Genomic DNA, 16,865 nt, shown 5'->3' with positions numbered 1-16,865 from the left:
GGATGTAAAAATATGAAAAGGTGTCTTCATATATTACCAATGAATAAGCTAAGTGGAGCTGAAAAAATGGTGCTGCTAATTTGTAAGAATTTAACTAATTATGAGTCGATAGTCCTATGTGGTGGGGACAAGCTTAAAAAAAGTTTTGAGGATAATAATATAAATAGCTATTCCTTAAGTTTTTCTAAGAAGCATATTTTAAAAAATATAAAGTATCTTAAAAATATTATAAGGGATAATGATATAAAAATAGTCCATGCTCATGATAATAATGCTTCAATACATGCTTATTTAGTAAAGAGTATATATGGAGTAGATATAAAGGTAATATCACATATTCATAGTTGCTATCCATGGATAAATAGTAATGGATTAAATAGTAGTATTGATAAGTTATTAAGGCCAAAATATGATTACAATATTACTTGTGGTAAGGTTGTATATGATTTTTATAAAGAAAATACAAATTATCTTAATAGGGAAAAAATATCTATATTATCTAATGCTATGGATGTAGAAGAAATAATAAATTTTAAAAGTAATAAAAGGGCGTGGATAGCTACAAAATATATCATTCCACAGAATGGAAAAGTAATAGGATTTGTAGGTAGATTAGATGAAGAAAAGGGACTTATACCTTTTATAAAAGAATTTGATAAATATAAGGAAAAATTTATAGATACAAAAATTTTCATAATTGGAAGCGGAACACAAGAAGAAGAAATTAGGTCTATGGTAAAAAAATTAGAATTGGGTGAGTTTTTTATATTTACAGGATTCGAAGAAAATGTATATGATTTTTTCCCTATTATAGATGTGTTTTTTCTACCTTCGCTTTACGAAGGTCTTCCAATGGTAATACTGGAAGCTATGGCATTTGGAATACCTGTTGTAGCTATGGATGTAGGAAGTATAAGTGAAGTTATAAACTCTCATAGAGGAAGGCTCATAAAGCCAGGAGATTATAGAAGTTTTATGGAAGAATTAAGAAATTTGAAAGAGGATAAACAATTAAGAATTGATCTTGGGAAAAATGGACGTGAATTTATAAAAACCAACTATAATATAAAAAACTACTGTAAGAAAATTGAAAAAGTCTATGATAGTATTAGTAAGTGATTTATTTGAAAATAAAAGCAGATATATAAAAAGCATGATTTAGGATGGAGGATATTAATGAAACCAATTTTAACAGTTTTTACGCCAACTTATAATAGAAAAGAACTCATATATAAGTGTTATGAAAGTTTGAGAAGACAGACAAATAAAAATTTCAAATGGTTGGTAATAGATGATGGATCAACAGATGATACTAAAGAGCTGATTATAAATTGGAAAGAGGAAGCAGACTTTCAAATAGATTATATATATAAAAAAAATGGCGGTATGCATAGTGCTCATAATACTGCCTATGAAAATATTGATACAGAACTAAATATATGTATAGATTCAGATGATTATATGACAGATGATGGAGTAGAAAAAATTCTAAAGGCTTGGGAAGAAAGAAAGGCAGAAAATATAGCAGGAATTGCAGCTCTTGATTTATATGAAACTGGTGAGATAATAGGAACAAAGTTTTCAGAAGGATTAAGGGAAGCTACTTTATTTGATATATATCATAAATATGGTATTAAAGGAGATAAAAAACTTATATATAGGACTGAGCTTACAAAAAAATATCCATATCCAGAGTTTGAAGATGAGAAATATGTAGGACTAGCTTATAAGTGTCATAAACTAGATGAGAAGTACAAACTAGCTTTAGTTAATGAACCTGTTTGTATTGTAGAATACATGGAAGATGGGTCTACTAAGAATATGCTTAGACAATACAGAAATAATCCTAAGGGATGGTGCTTCTATAGAATAGAAAACTTAAAGATACCTAATACATCTTTATTATACAGATTTAAAGAATGTGTCCATTATGTATCTAGTAATTTAATTGTAAAGGATAAGAATTTTTTAAGTGAGGTTCCATACAAAGGGATTATGTTAGCAGCTATTCCTCTGGGATGTATTTTATATAGTTATATAATCTTTAGAACTAGAGATATAAGAAACTTATAGAAAGGAGAAAAAAATGGGAATATATTATGCTACCTTAGCTTCAACTTTTATATTATCATTGCTTGCTAGAATGGCTAATGATAAAAAGTACAAGCTTATAGCTATATTTTGGATTTCTCTTGTAGTTTCGGTTTTAGTATTATTTTCAGGGCTAAGGTCTGGTATTGGAGATACAGGTATGTATAAGCACACCTATAATCTTTTAGTAGAAAATCCTAGTTTTTCTAAAGCTAATGGAGACTATGGTTTTGTCCTATTAAATTTAATTTTAATTCAATTTTCCAATAATCCACAAACTATTGTATTTGTAGTAGCTCTAATAACTCAACTATGTAATGTCTATGTATTAAACAAGTACAGGGGTTATATAGAACTAGAAATATTTATGTATATAGCAGCAGGTTATTTTACAGTTACCATGAATGGACTGAGACAGTGTTTAGCAGCAGCTCTTTTATTTCTATGCGTAAAGTTTATTATAGATGGTAGCTTTAAAAAATACTTATTAAGTGTACTTATAATTTCAACTATTCATCAATCAGCTCTATTTATGATTCCGATATATTTTATAGCAAGATTAAAACCTTGGTCAAAGAAAATATACATGATAATTGGAATTGCTGTATTAGGACTTCTTTTTTATGAGGTGCTAAGCAGTTACTTGTTTAAGATTATAGAAAATACTAATTATGGGTATTATTCAGATTTTGACGAAGGAGGATCAAGTATAATGAGAACCTTTGTAAACATGGTTCCAATTATATTTGCATATTTAAAAAGGAATGAACTAAAAGAAAAGTGGCCACAGAGTAATGTATTTGTTAATATGGCTCTTTTAAATTGCATATTTGTAGCCTTTGGTATGTCAAATTGGATATTTAATAGGTTTTCATTATATTTACAATTATACAACTTTATACTATTGCCGTATATAATACAGAATTGTCTAGAGGGTAAGCAAAGACGAACAATATATTTAGCATTCATAGTGTGTTATCTAATATTCTTTTATAGAGAGCAAGTAATAGGACTTAATATGCAATATAAGAGTGTTTTAGATATAAAATCTATTTTCTATTATACTCCCAATCATAGATGAAAAGTAAGGAGAGATGAGAAATGAAAAGAAATAAGGTGCTTCATATTGTAGGTGGAATGGACGTGGGTGGTACCGAAACTATGCTTATGAATTTATATAGAAAGGTTTATAAGGAGATTCAATTTGACTTTGTTTCTTATTACCATAAGGAAGGCTATTATGATGAAGAAATTAGAAAATTAGGTGGAATAATAATAAAGTTAGATCCTCCAAGTGAAGTAGGTGTGATAAAATCCGTAATAAATTTAATGAAGATTATAAAGAATGATGATGAGTATAGTGCTGTTCATGCTCATACTTTATTTAATTGTGGAGTTGGAGTATTGGCTGCAAAACTAGTTGGAGTAAAGGTAAGGATATCTCATGCCCATACTACTAAGGATTGTAGTAAAAGTCTAATAAAAAGATTATACATATCCATAATGAAGGGATTAATAAAGGGGTTTTCCACAAACTTTTTGTCATGTAGCGATGCAGCAGGTAAGTATTTATTTGGATACAGTACACTTAAAGATGATAGATACTGTAAATTACCTAATTATATTGATTATGAAAGATTTATTAATAATGAAGGTAGTAGCTATATAAGAAAAAAATTAGGAATAAACAATGATGATATTTTAATTGGAAATGTAGGAAGATTTATTCGTGTGAAAAATCATAATTTTCTAATTAATTTAATGTCAAACTTAGTGAGAATAAATCCTAAATTTAAATGCATTTTAATTGGTGATGGAGACTTAAGGGGGCCTATAGAAGAAAAAATTAAAAAATTAAACTTAGAGAATAACATACATCTGTTAGGTATTAGAGATGATGTGAATAACATACTTAAGGAAATAGATTTATTTATATTACCATCCACCTATGAGGGATTAGGCCTTGTACTTTTAGAGGCACAAGCTTCAGGAGTACCATGTTTAACATCTACAGCTATTCAGCCGGAAGCAGATTTACATCTAGATCTACTTAAGAGATTGAATCTTGAAGCAGGTATAGAAATTTGGAGTAATACAGTAATGAAAATGTTAGAACAATCCAAGGTTGATAAGATGTTAATAAAAAGAACATTTGAGTTTCATGGATATAGAATTGAGGACGTTAAAGGTAAACTATATAAATTATATGGAATAGAATTAGAAGGGAATAAATATGAAAAATGTGCTAATAGCATCCTTTGATATGGAAGTTGGGGGAGTAGAGAGAAGTCTTATAAATATTTTAGAAAGCTTTGATTATAACAATTATAATGTAGATTTGATGTTATATAGACATAAAGGAGATTTTATGAAGTTATTAAGGGGCAAATTTAACATTTTAGATGAGATAGAAGAATACACCACCTTTCGAAAATCTATATTAGAGATATTTAAGGATAAAAAAATTAGTTTAGGATTAGCACGTATTAAAGCTAGAATGGATGCTTCTAAATATGCTAAGAAAAATAGTTTAGAAGAATCTGGGCATGTACAGATGCAGAGGATGTGGCAATTTTCATTGAAATATTTACCTTGTTTAAATAAAGAGTATGATGTAGCTATAAGCTACCTATGGCCACATTATTTTGTAGCTAATAAGGTAAAGGCTAAGAAAAAGATAGCCTGGATTCATACGGATTATTCCTGTATTGATACTGATGTTATAGAGGATATAGAGCTTTGGAATAAATTTGATTCTATAGTAGCTGTATCGGAAGAATGTAAAAATTCCTTTTTAAAGAAATATAACAAACTAAAAAATAAGGTGGTGGTAATGGAGAATATTGTATCTCCAGAGTTTATAAGATTCATGGCTGAAGAAGAAGTGGAAGATGATATAAGTAAAGGAAAAGGCTTTAAGCTTCTATCAGTAGCTAGATTGTCAATGGCAAAGGGAATAGATAATGGAGTTAGAGCTTTAAGAACATTGCATGATAAAGGGTTTACAGATATAAAGTGGTATGTAGTTGGGTATGGGGGAGATGAGGAGATGATAAGAAAGTTAATAAAAGAGAATCATCTTGAGAAAGATTTTATAATACTAGGAAAAAAAATCAATCCATATCCCTATATGAAAGGTTGTGATTTATATGTACAGCCATCAAGGTATGAAGGACGAGCTGTAACTGTTACTGAGGCTCAAATACTAGGAAAGGCTGTAATCATTACTAACTATCCTACGGCTAAAAGTCAGTTAAGAGATGGAGTTGATGGATTAATATGTGATAAATCAGTAGAAGGAATAGCTTCTGGAATAGAAAATATTTACAATGACAGACGTTTAAAAAAGGAAATGGAAGAGTGTTGTGGAAAGAGTAACTATAGTAATATGGAAGAATTAGGAAAAATATATAAGCTATTTTAAGAAAGGGAGAAGATATGGAACCGTTAGTAAGTAGTTTACTCAAAAGAAAAATATGATTTACTATAAATAAAAGATAAGGAATAAAATTATGAAAGTGTGTACAATAACTTGTCATGATGTATATAATCATGGAGCTTCACTACAAGCATATGCATTAATAGAATATTTAAAGCAGATTGGAAATGATGTGGAAATTATTGATTATAAGCCAGATTATTTAAGTGGACATTATAAAATAATTTCAATAGATAACCCTAAGTGGAACAAAAATTATATAACAAAACTTACTTATATAATTTTAAAATTACCATTTAAATTAGAAGCATTGAAAAGGAAGAAAGCCTTTGACACTTTTAAAAATAAATTTATGTCATTATCAAAATATAGATATACATCTAATATACAACTAATAAATAATATTCCTAAAGCAGATGTTTATTTATGTGGAAGTGATCAAATATGGAATTGTTTACGAGATAATGGAAAAGATCCTGCTTTTTATCTCGATTTTGTACCAGATTCTAAAATAAGAGCTTCCTATGCAGCAAGTTTTGCGACAGAAACTATTGATAATAAATACAAAAATTTTGTAAGAGAAAATCTACTAAAATTAGATAGAATATCGGTGAGAGAAAAAAGTGGTAAAAAAATCATTAATGAATTAGAGTTAAAAAAAGTAGAAGTGGTAGTTGATCCTGTATTTTTATTAGATAGAAAAATATGGGATGATATTGGTAATACAGAATTTAAAGATAAATATGTATTAGTTTATGATTTTGATAATAATCCTATTATAAAGAAATTAGCATTGGAAATTTCACATTATAGAAGATGTAAGATATATACTATAAATCACTATAGAGGGTCATATGAGGATAAAAACTTCAAATTCAGTGGACCAGAAACTTTCATATCTTTAGTGAGAAATGCAGAATTTGTAATATCAAACTCGTTTCATGCAGTGGCATTTTCTTTAATATATAAGAAACCTATGGCAATTGTTAGAAGGTTAGAGAATATAAATACAAGGATGAGAGATTTGTTAATTGATTTTAATTTAGAACATAGATATATTGAAAATGACTATATTTTGGATAAATTGTTAGAGGATATAGATTATGCTAAAGTGGATAAAATTTTAAAAGCAAAAATTATTTCTTCAAAAAATTATATAAATGAAGTTTTATCTATCAAAAAGTAGGTGATTAATAGTGAAAAAAGATATATTATTTGTAATTAATTCCTTATCAATCGGAGGTTCAGAAAAAAGTTTAGTTTCTCTTTTAAATGTAATTGATTATTCAAAGTATAGAGTAGATTTGTTAATGCTAAAAAAGGGAGAATCATTAGACAAATATATTCCAAATAAAGTTAATATATTAGATATTCCCAATTTTTATTTATACTTAAACAATGAAAATTACGATAAAACAATAGTTAAGGGATTATTATACAGAATGTGTCGTATAAAATCATCTATAGATATACGATTAAATAAATTAAAGAGTAAAAAAACTAAAAACAATCAACAAATATTTTATATAAATCAAAAAAATATATTAAAAAGGATTGAAAAGAAATATGATATAGCAATTGCCTTTGCACAAGGATTTCCAACTTATTTTGTGGTAGATAAGATAGATGCAAATAAGAAAATAGCTTGGATAAATTGTGATTACAAAGCTACTACTTATAATAAAGAGTTAGATAAAATGTTTTATGATAAAATTGACAAAATAGTTGCAGTTTCTGAGGCATCAAAAGATTCAATTATAAATGTAAACAAAAATTATACAAATAAAATAGTAGTAATTAAAGATATAGTTAATCCGGATATAATTGTAAATATGGCAACAGAAAAAATTAAAGAAATTGATTCTAATGAAGTGAATATATTAACTGTAGGCAGATTAGTAATAGGATATAAGGGATATGATGTAGCAATAAAAACTGCTAATTTACTAAGAAGTAGTGGTTATAGGTTTAAATGGTATGTTATTGGAGATGGACAAGATAAAGCGAAATTGCAAGATTTAGTTAAAGTATATGACCTTGAAAAATATTTTATATTATTAGGATCTCGTGATAACCCATATCCTTACATGAAAATGTGTGATATATACGTTCAACCATCAAGAAATGAGGGTTTTGGATTAACTGTTATTGAAGCAAAAATCTTGAAAAAACCAATTGTATGTACTAATTTTAATACTTCTAATGAATTAATTAAAAATGAGCAAGATGGTTTAATTGTAGAACAAGATGAAGGACAACTATTAAATGGGATAAAAAAATATTTAGATGATCACAGTTTCAGAGATAAGATCCTTAGAAATCTTAAATCAGAAAGCTATTATAATACAATGAATGAAATATATAAAATTTATGAATTGTTTAAATAGTAACTAAAATATATGAAGTAAGAAATATATTACTATTGTGGATGTGATTAAATGTATAAAATAATATTTATGGTTATTAATATGAACATAGGTGGTACAGAAAAAGCGCTGCTATCGATGATAAGAGAAATGGATAGAACTAAATGGGATATTACTATTCTTATGTTAGAGGAATATGGCGGATTTTTAAATAAAATACCAGACTGGGTTAGTGTTAAGTATGTATATGAATATAAGAGTTTAAAATCATATTTTAATGAGTCACCTTTATCTGTGTTAAAGAAAAATGTAACAGAACATAAATATTTAGAGAGTATCATTATTGCCATCTTATATTTCATCACTAAAATTACTGGGAATCTTAGCTACTATTATAGGTATATCTTTAAAAATATAAAAGCTTTAGATAAAAACTATGATATTGCAGTAGCTTATGCAGGACCTATGGACTTTATAACATATTTTGTAGCAAATAAAATAAACTCAGAAAAAAAAGTACAATGGATACACTTTGATATAGAAAAAATACATTTTAACAAAAGATTAGCATCTAAGCTATATAAAAGTTTTGATAAAATTTTTGTGGTATCCAAAGATGGGTTAGGTAAATTTATAAAGAGTTTTCCTAAGGTAATGGATAAGACCCAAGTATTTTATAATATTCTAGATCATGAGAAGATTAATAGGTTTGCTGATAATGGAGCTTCTTTTAAAGATGATTTTCACGGAATTAGGATTCTTACAGTAGGAAGATTAAGCAAAGAAAAAGGACAAGATTTAACTATACCTGTTTTAGCAAGATTAAAAAGTGAAGGGTATAAAGTACGTTGGTATTGTGTTGGAGAAGGTGGAGCTAAAAGTGAGTATGAGACAATGATAAATAAATTTAAAATTGAAAAAGATTATGTACTATTAGGATCAAGATTAAATCCTTATCCATATATGAAAGATTGTGATATATATGTACAATCATCAAGACATGAAGGATACTGTATAACTTTAGCTGAAGCTAGGTGCTTTAATAATCCAATTATAACAACTAATTTTACTGGAGCCACTGAGCAAATAATTAATGAAGAAAATGGAATTATAGTTAGTGAAGATGCTGATTCCATATATTTAGGGGTTAAAAAGCTATTAGACAATAATGACTTATATGAGGCAATTAGAAACAACCTTAGTAGTAAGATTATAAATACAACAGCAGAAATTGAAAAAATTAGTAGAGTAATTATGAACTGAAAAATGATAGAAGGATAGGAGTAATGCCAGTGAAAAAAGTTCTATTTATGTTAAGCAGTATGAATATTGGTGGAGTTGAAAAGTCCTTGCTTTCACTATTATCAGTTATACCAAAGGATAAATATAATGTTACAATCTTACTCCTTGAGAAAAAAGGCGGTTTTCTAGAATATCTTCCACAGTGGGTAAAAGTAGAAGAAACTAATTGGTTTCAAGATATTAAACCAATTCTTATGGATTCACCTTATGAGACTATAAAAAGTTATATTAAGAAGAGAAAATATCATAAAATTCTTGGATTTTTTTATTCATATTTTAAGAGTAAAAAATCAAATGATAGATATATATATTATAAAAACATACTAAAAAGCATTCCAATGAATATGAAAGAATATGATGCAGCAATAGCCTATGCAGGTCCAACTGAGATAATAGATGCTTATATAACACATAAAATTAAAGCAAAACTAAAAATCTCCTGGGTACATTTTGATATTTCACATCATGAGATAAATAAAAAATTATATACAAAGTTATATGAAAGATTTAATAAGATATTTGTAGTGTCTAAGAATGGAGAGAGAATATTAAATAAGCAGTTTCCAGTTACATCTACTAAATCACAGGTGTTTAACAATTTAGTTTCACATGAATTAATTAAAGACATGGCTCAAGAAAAAATAGATTTTGACAATGGTTTTAAAGGTATAAGAATTTTGACTATAGGAAGATTATCTAAAGAAAAGGGGCAAGATTTGGCAATAAGCGTATTAGATAAATTGAAAAAACAAGGGTATAAAGTAAGATGGTATTGTGTTGGAGAAGGTAATGATAGAGATGAATATGAGAGGCTTATAGAAAATCTTAATCTGAGAAACGATTTTATTTTATTAGGAGAAACTATAAATCCTTATCCCTACATAAAGGCTTCAGACATCTATGTTCAGCCTTCAAGACATGAAGGCTACGGTATAACCATAGCAGAGGCAAAATGTTTAAACAAGCCAATAGTTATTACAAATTTTATTGGATCTAATGAACAGATTGAGGATGGACAGAATGGTTTAATTGCTGAGTGTACTGTAGATAAAATATGCGATAAAATTAAATTTCTTATCGATAATCCAAAAGTTAGTGAGAATTTTTCAAAAGCTTTATCTAGGGAGAAGATAGATACAACATGTGAAGTTAGTAAACTATGTAACTATATTAATTGAAAGGAAAAATAATATGAATCCTAAAATAAGTATAATAGTGCCTGTATATAATGTTGAAAAATATATTCATAAATGTGTTGATTCCATATTAAATCAAACTTTTAAGGAATTTGAACTTATTCTTATAGATGATGGATCAACAGATAGTTCTGGTAAAATGTGTGATGAATATGGTGAATTAGATGAAAGGGTTATAGTGATTAATAAAGAAAATGGAGGACAGTCAACAGCAAGAAACGCAGGTATAAATATTGCAAGAGGTGAGTATATAGGATTTGTTGATAGTGATGATTGGATAGAGGTTGATATGTATAAGATTCTTTATGAAACATGTGTATATAATGATGCTGATATGTGTTTAACTGGTGTAAATGAGGTAGATGAAGGTGGAATTGTAAGATATAAGTATATTCCTAAAGATATAATTTTTAGTGACATTTTAAAAAGAGCACATCCATGGAATAAATTATTTAGAAGAGAGCTATTTTTAAATAATAACTTATTATTTTATGAAGGCAAGTATTATGAAGATTTAGAGTTAATACCTAAGTTATTTTTAAAGTCTAGTAAAGTGAGTGTGGCAAAGCATATAGGGTATAATTATTTGATTAGGTCAGATTCAACAACTGGTAGTAAAGATGAGAAGATATTAGATTTACTTTGGGGATATATTAGAATAAAAGATTACATTATACAAGAAGATTTAAGTATTGATTATAGATATGAGTTTGATAATGGGGTAATATATTTAAAAAGTTTTTATATAGATATACTCTATAGGTATCCTGTAAAATTCTTATTGAAGAATTTTACAAAAATAAAAAAAAGTCTAAGAAAACTAACTGTTTTTAATTATAAAGATATATTTAAATTTATAATAAATTATATTAGGTTTAAATTTAATAGTTTATAGGTGGGTGTGTATGTGTAAAATAAGTATCATAGTACCAGTATACAAAGTAGAAAAATATATTAATAGATGTATTAATTCAATTCTTAATCAAAAATTTAAAGATTTTGAACTAATACTTGTAGATGATGGTTCACCAGATAATTGTGGTAAAATATGCGATGATTATGCTACAAAGGATAAAAGAATAAGAGTTATACACAAAAATAATGAAGGAGTTTCTTCAGCAAGAAATTCAGGGTTAGATATAGCAAAGGGTGAATACATAGGATTTGTAGATAGTGATGAGTACATACATCCAAATATGTATGATATATTATATAATACTATAATTGATTATCAGGCTGATATTGCATTTTGTGACTATGATATGGTGAATAATAAGAGCATAGAAAAATATGAAATTCCTAAAATATTAAATATAAATAAATTTAATAATGTTGAAGCATTAAATGAGATGCATAAGGAGAATGGAGTTAAGTTTGTTACAGCTTGGAATAAGTTATATCATAAAAACATATTTGAAAATATAAGATATCCTTATGGTAAAATACATGAAGATGAATTTGTAATTCATAAAGTATTATTTAATAGTAAAAATACTGTATATATTAACTATCCCTTGTATTATTATTATCAAAATGAAGAGGGAATTACAAATGGTAAATTTACATTAAAAAATTTTGATGCAGCATATGCATATAAAGATAGAATAAAATTCTTTAAAGAAATAAGAAATATTAACTTATATAATAAAGCTCAGTATACATTTGTTTTAAGTTTTTTAATTGCTATAAAAAAGCGTTTAATCTATTGAATATGGATAATACACATATAAAAACATATAAAAAATTATTTGCGTCAGAATTATTATATTTATTAAAATGTCCTTTATTTAGCTTTAAAGAAAAATGTATGTGGGTACTATTTTGTATAAATTCAAATTTGTATAATAAGTACTTACAATTAAAGGGGGAAATACTATGAATGAGGTAATTTTAATAACAGGTAAACCATCTCATAAAAAGAGATTGAAAGAACTGTGGAAATATAGAGAAGTTATAACATTTTTATCATGGAAGGATATTATAGTTAGATATAAACAAACTGCACTAGGGGTACTCTGGGCTATTTTTCAGCCAATATTTTCAATGATAATCATGACATTTGTATTTGGAGGATTAGCAAATATGCCCTCAGAGAATGGGGTTCCTTACGCAATTATGGTGTATTCAGCGCTTTTACCATGGAATTTTTTTTCTGCAGCATTCAATGGTGTATCTAATAGTCTAGTTAATAATGGTCATATGATTAAAAAAATATACTTTCCAAGGCTTACATTACCTATATCTTCTGTGGTTACAGCGTTTATAGATTTTGTTATTTCATTATTAGTTTTATTAATTATAATGATTTTCACTGGATACTTACCTCCAATAAAAATATTATTATTTCCATGTTTTATTATTTTAGCTTTCACAATAGCCTTAGGATTTGGCTTATTTTTTTCTGCACTTAATGTAAAATATAGGGATATAAAATATATAATACCAGTAATATTGCAATTTGGTATGTATTTGTCTCCAGTTGCATATACAAGTTCAGTGATACCAACCAATCTAAGATTAATATATTCCATTAATCCATTAGTTGGAGTGATTGAAGGGTTTAGATGGTGCATTATGCCATCAGCAAGGATATATGTTCCAGCATTAATTTTTTCAATTGTTATTTCATTAATAGGATTAACATTAGGAGTAAAATTTTTTATAAAGTTTGAAGATACTTTTGCTGATGTAATTTAGGAGGATTTATATGGTTCAGGAAGTTTTGAGGGTTGAAGGGATTGGTAAAAAGTATAGGTTGTTATCTAATCAAGATAAAAGTGATACTTTTATAGCTGTTCTTTTAAACTCTATTAAAGGAGCATTTAGTAAGAAGAATAAAATGTCATCTGGTAATGAATTTTGGGCATTGAAAGATATTAATTTTACCGTTAATAGAGGTGAAAGAATTGGAATAATTGGGCATAATGGAGCTGGAAAATCTACTATTTTAAAAGTTTTTTCTAGAATTACACTTCCAACGGAGGGAGAAATTAAAATAAAAGGTAGGATTTCTTCTCTCTTAGAAATTGGAACAGGATTCAATCAAGAATTAACAGGAAAAGAAAATATTTATTTAAATGGGTCTATCTTAGGCATGAAAAAAAAGGAGATAGAGGCTAAGTTTAAGGATATAGTAGAATTTTCAGAAATAGGTGAATTTCTTGATACACCAGTAAAAAGATATTCAAGTGGAATGCATGTAAAGCTTGCATTTGCAGTAGCAGCTCACCTTGATCCAGATATTCTCATAGTTGATGAAGTATTAGCGGTAGGGGACATGAGATTTCAAGAAAAATGTCTAGGAAAGATGGAGGATATAGCAGATGGGGGAAGAACAATACTTTATGTAAGCCATAGTATGAGGACAATACAACAGCTTTGTAGTAGGGTAATAGTTTTAGACCATGGAAAAATTATCTTTGATGGTGATGTAGATGATGGAATAAAAGTTTATATGAATAATAATTTTAATACTACCCCATTAATGAATCTTGAAAACCAAAAAAGGCAATCACATATTATGCAAAGTGCAACTATTATAAGTACGCAAATACTAAATAATAAAGATTGTATATTTACTTCTAAAGAATCTATTACCTTTAAAATGAAATGGAAAGCTGGTAAAGATTTGTTTAATTTAAGACTGAGAGTTGAAGTCTTATTTTCAGATAATACACCAGTTGGTGTAAGTTATTCCAAGCCTTTTGTAAATGCAAAATCAGGCATCATGTATGATGATATATTTAATTTGGATATAAGTACACTAGCTCCAGGAAAATATAGTGCTATATTATTATTAACACAAATGAATCAATATGGTTCATATACCGACGTTGATAGAGTAGAAAGAGCATTGAATTTTGAAATTATACCTGAAGAAAGTGAAATAGAGAAAGTAGCATGGACTCATCGTTGGTGGGGTCATGTATCATTACCAGAGGTTAAGAAAGTTAGCAATACAAATGAAAAAATAACTAAAATAATATAAACAAAAGGACTAATTAGTTTTAAATTAATTGGTCCTTTTGTTTATAATTAACAATAATTGCACATATTTATATTAGTATAAGTATTACAAGGGGAGATATTATGAATGAGAGGAACTCAAAATTATTAAGTAATCTAGATGTTGGAAAGATTATCACAATAATATTATCTGCTATTTTAATAGGGATATTACTATTTTTAGTTGCTAGTTTATATAATTATACTCCATTAAATAGTGAAGTTATTTCTCAGGTAGAGCTTGATGAATTTCCATCTGATACATATGTTAAAATAGATAATGAAACAGGGATTAGGAAGTATGGGTCACCTACAATGATGATCATCATTGAACCTATAGTAAAAGTTAACCCAAACCTTAGATATTGGATTACAACAGTAAAGATAAAAAATCAAAGTCAGCTTAATTCTGCTTTTTCAGGAGACATTTTTTCCTTAAATATAAAAGAGAAAACATCTTCTATAGCCAACAGGCATAATGCTATTCTTGCTATTAATGGTGCAGCTTGTGGATTTAATACATCAGGATATGTAATAAGAGATGGTGTAGTATACAGAGGTACTGATTTAGATTGTGCTCCATTGGTTATAGATAAGGAAGGAAACTTTAAAATATATGAGTATAGAAAGAAGAATGCAGAAGAATTATTGAGTTTGGGTGCAAGGCATACCTATGACTTTGGTCCAGATCTAATTAAAGATGGTAACATTGTTGATTATGGAGATACATGGTATAAGGAAGATATGCAACCACGCACAGCTATTGGTCAAAAAGGATCATTAGAATATGTAATAATTGTGGTTGATGGAAGAAGTATTAGGTCCAAGGGGATGAGTTGTTATGATTTAGCAATTGAATTTCAAAAGTTAGGTTGCAACCTTGCATATAACTTAGATGGAGGAGGCTCATCTACATTATATTTTAATGGTGAAGTTATAAATGAACCTTCAGATTTTAATGGAGAGAGAAATATTTCAGATATATTATATTTCATAAATTAAATTTAGAGTTATTCAACTAAGGTTGGGTAACTTTTTTAGAGGGAAATATCTAACCATGAAGAATAAAGGTGTTCACATAATTGTAAATATGTTACAATTGTTGTGTAATACATATATTAACATAAATTCAAAGTAAAGGTGAATTATAAAGAACGTAAATTTAATATAGTTAGGAGTGTAATTATGGACAATACACAGAGTGAATTCATAGAATTATTGTCTCATTCAATCAGGGGGAAAATAACATATAGATTATATAATAACGTTAATTGGGATAAAATATTAACTATAGCCCAATTACATAAAGTGGAGGGAATAATTTATTCATCTTTAAGTGAAAAAGATATGATATCACAGCTAGATTGTGAATTGCTAAAAAAGCTTCAGATATCAGTATTTCATACTGGAACAAAACAACTGAGAAATATATATAATTTAGCTAAAATATTTAGTAGGTTTAATGACGAAGAAATTCCTGTAATTGTATTAAAGGGACTAGTGGTAAGGAATTTTTATCCTCACCCAGAACAAAGGGATATGAATGATGCAGATATATTAGTTCATAAAGAAGATTTGAAAAAAGCTAAATGTATTTTATTAGACTTGGGTTATAGCCAATTAGAGGATCATGCTTCATCTCATCATATAGTATTTTATCATTATACTTTTCCTATTATAGAAGTACACTGGCATATTGTTAAGAGAGATGGATTTAGTATTGATCTTGATAAATTTGAAGAAGACGTATGGAATAATTCTATAAAAATTAATGTAGGTGACTCAGAAGTAAAATCTCTTTGCTATGAAGATTTAGCTTTACACCTATGTATGCATATGGCATCTCATTTAGCTGCCAATGGATTTGGGTTAAGACAGCTTTGTGACTTAGTATTATTAGTAGAAAATAAGGGAAATGAAATTTCATGGATAAGTTTCTTAGACAAATCCAAGAAATATGGTTTTGAAAAGTTTAACGTTATAATTTTTTTATTATGTAATAGATTATTTAACATGAAAGTTCCTAATGAATTAATAAATATTAAATTGGATCAAGTAAAATATATTAATTTGCTCATAGATGAAATTTTAAAGGGTGGAGTTTATGGAAAAAAGGACGTGGTAAATGCCTTCGGTAATCAAATTGCTTTTAACTATGAATGTAAAGATAATAATGCCACTTTAGGAGCCATAAAGAGATACATACGTTTTATGTTTCCTAGGGTAGAATGTATGTCATATAAATATAATTATGCAAAGATATGTAAAATATTAATCCCTATAGCATGGTTTCACCACTTAATAGCAGGTTTGTTTAGAAAAGAATATTCCTTTATTGAAAAGAGTAAGTTTATAATAAGGGGAGCTTCTATTTCTGTAAAGAAAAATAAATTACTGAAATGGATGGAATTATAGGGCATAGAATTATATCACTAATCCCAATAATTGAATATTATATTATAGGAC

At 27.5% G+C, this 16,865-nt stretch carries 15 protein-coding genes; all 15 read left to right on the top strand.

Features of this window, described 5'->3' with window-relative positions; genetic code table 11:
* Nucleotides 1-12 precede the first annotated feature (12 nt).
* The 15 genes from B3B03_RS07825 to B3B03_RS07755 all read left to right on the top strand — a co-directional run bounded on the left by B3B03_RS07825 (nucleotide 13) and on the right by B3B03_RS07755 (nucleotide 16,814).
* Nucleotides 13-1,119 carry a glycosyltransferase family 4 protein gene (locus tag B3B03_RS07825; protein WP_346876942.1) on the top strand — a complete coding sequence of 369 codons (1,107 nt, stop codon included), beginning with the start codon at nucleotides 13-15 and terminating at the stop codon, nucleotides 1,117-1,119.
* Between the two features lie 57 nt (nucleotides 1,120-1,176).
* Nucleotides 1,177-2,073 (top strand): glycosyltransferase family A protein, encoded by an 897-nt coding sequence (locus B3B03_RS07820; RefSeq protein WP_346876941.1) that lies wholly within the window; start codon nucleotides 1,177-1,179, stop codon nucleotides 2,071-2,073.
* 13 nt (nucleotides 2,074-2,086) lie between these two features.
* Nucleotides 2,087-3,172, top strand: coding sequence for an EpsG family protein (locus tag B3B03_RS07815; RefSeq protein WP_346846587.1), 1,086 nt, complete (start codon nucleotides 2,087-2,089; stop codon nucleotides 3,170-3,172).
* A 20-nt stretch (nucleotides 3,173-3,192) separates the two neighbouring features.
* Nucleotides 3,193-4,353 carry a glycosyltransferase family 1 protein gene (locus B3B03_RS07810; RefSeq protein ID WP_346876940.1) on the top strand — a complete coding sequence of 387 codons (1,161 nt, stop codon included), beginning with the start codon at nucleotides 3,193-3,195 and terminating at the stop codon, nucleotides 4,351-4,353.
* Nucleotides 4,325-5,515: a glycosyltransferase gene (locus tag B3B03_RS07805; protein ID WP_346876939.1), complete on the top strand. Its 1,191-nt coding sequence runs from the start codon at nucleotides 4,325-4,327 to the stop codon at nucleotides 5,513-5,515. The genes B3B03_RS07810 and B3B03_RS07805 overlap by 29 nt, the downstream gene beginning before the upstream one ends.
* An 88-nt stretch (nucleotides 5,516-5,603) precedes the next feature.
* Nucleotides 5,604-6,716: a polysaccharide pyruvyl transferase family protein gene (locus B3B03_RS07800; protein ID WP_346846590.1), complete on the top strand. Its 1,113-nt coding sequence runs from the start codon at nucleotides 5,604-5,606 to the stop codon at nucleotides 6,714-6,716.
* A 10-nt stretch (nucleotides 6,717-6,726) separates the two neighbouring features.
* On the top strand, nucleotides 6,727-7,917 hold the full coding sequence (locus B3B03_RS07795) for a glycosyltransferase (RefSeq protein WP_346876938.1): 1,191 nt from the start codon (nucleotides 6,727-6,729) through the stop codon (nucleotides 7,915-7,917).
* 51 nt (nucleotides 7,918-7,968) lie between these two features.
* Nucleotides 7,969-9,159: a glycosyltransferase gene (locus B3B03_RS07790; RefSeq protein WP_346846592.1), complete on the top strand. Its 1,191-nt coding sequence runs from the start codon at nucleotides 7,969-7,971 to the stop codon at nucleotides 9,157-9,159.
* A gap of 29 nt (nucleotides 9,160-9,188) precedes the next feature.
* Nucleotides 9,189-10,376: a glycosyltransferase gene (locus tag B3B03_RS07785; protein WP_346876937.1), complete on the top strand. Its 1,188-nt coding sequence runs from the start codon at nucleotides 9,189-9,191 to the stop codon at nucleotides 10,374-10,376.
* 13 nt (nucleotides 10,377-10,389) lie between these two features.
* The gene (locus B3B03_RS07780) at nucleotides 10,390-11,289 is read left to right on the top strand and encodes a glycosyltransferase family 2 protein (protein WP_346876936.1); all 900 of its coding nucleotides are present in this window, start codon (nucleotides 10,390-10,392) and stop codon (nucleotides 11,287-11,289) included.
* A gap of 10 nt (nucleotides 11,290-11,299) precedes the next feature.
* Nucleotides 11,300-12,103 (top strand): glycosyltransferase family 2 protein, encoded by an 804-nt coding sequence (locus B3B03_RS07775; RefSeq protein ID WP_346876935.1) that lies wholly within the window; start codon nucleotides 11,300-11,302, stop codon nucleotides 12,101-12,103.
* Nucleotides 12,104-12,269: 166 nt separating this feature from the next.
* On the top strand, nucleotides 12,270-13,091 hold the full coding sequence (locus tag B3B03_RS07770; protein ID WP_346846596.1) for an ABC transporter permease: 822 nt from the start codon (nucleotides 12,270-12,272) through the stop codon (nucleotides 13,089-13,091).
* Between the two features lie 10 nt (nucleotides 13,092-13,101).
* Nucleotides 13,102-14,382 (top strand): polysaccharide ABC transporter ATP-binding protein, encoded by a 1,281-nt coding sequence (locus B3B03_RS07765; RefSeq protein WP_346876934.1) that lies wholly within the window; start codon nucleotides 13,102-13,104, stop codon nucleotides 14,380-14,382.
* A gap of 101 nt (nucleotides 14,383-14,483) precedes the next feature.
* On the top strand, nucleotides 14,484-15,401 hold the full coding sequence (locus B3B03_RS07760; RefSeq protein WP_346876933.1) for a phosphodiester glycosidase family protein: 918 nt from the start codon (nucleotides 14,484-14,486) through the stop codon (nucleotides 15,399-15,401).
* A 183-nt stretch (nucleotides 15,402-15,584) separates the two neighbouring features.
* Nucleotides 15,585-16,814, top strand: coding sequence for a nucleotidyltransferase family protein (locus B3B03_RS07755; RefSeq protein WP_346876932.1), 1,230 nt, complete (start codon nucleotides 15,585-15,587; stop codon nucleotides 16,812-16,814).
* The last annotated feature ends 51 nt before the right edge of the window (nucleotides 16,815-16,865 follow it).

Source organism: Clostridium sp. UBA5712 (genome assembly GCF_002419845.1).
Classification (GTDB): domain Bacteria; phylum Bacillota; class Clostridia; order Clostridiales; family Clostridiaceae; genus Clostridium_J; species Clostridium_J sulfidigenes.
The sequence above is the reverse complement of the archived record's forward strand: the minus strand, read 5'-3'. Positions and strand labels throughout refer to the sequence as shown.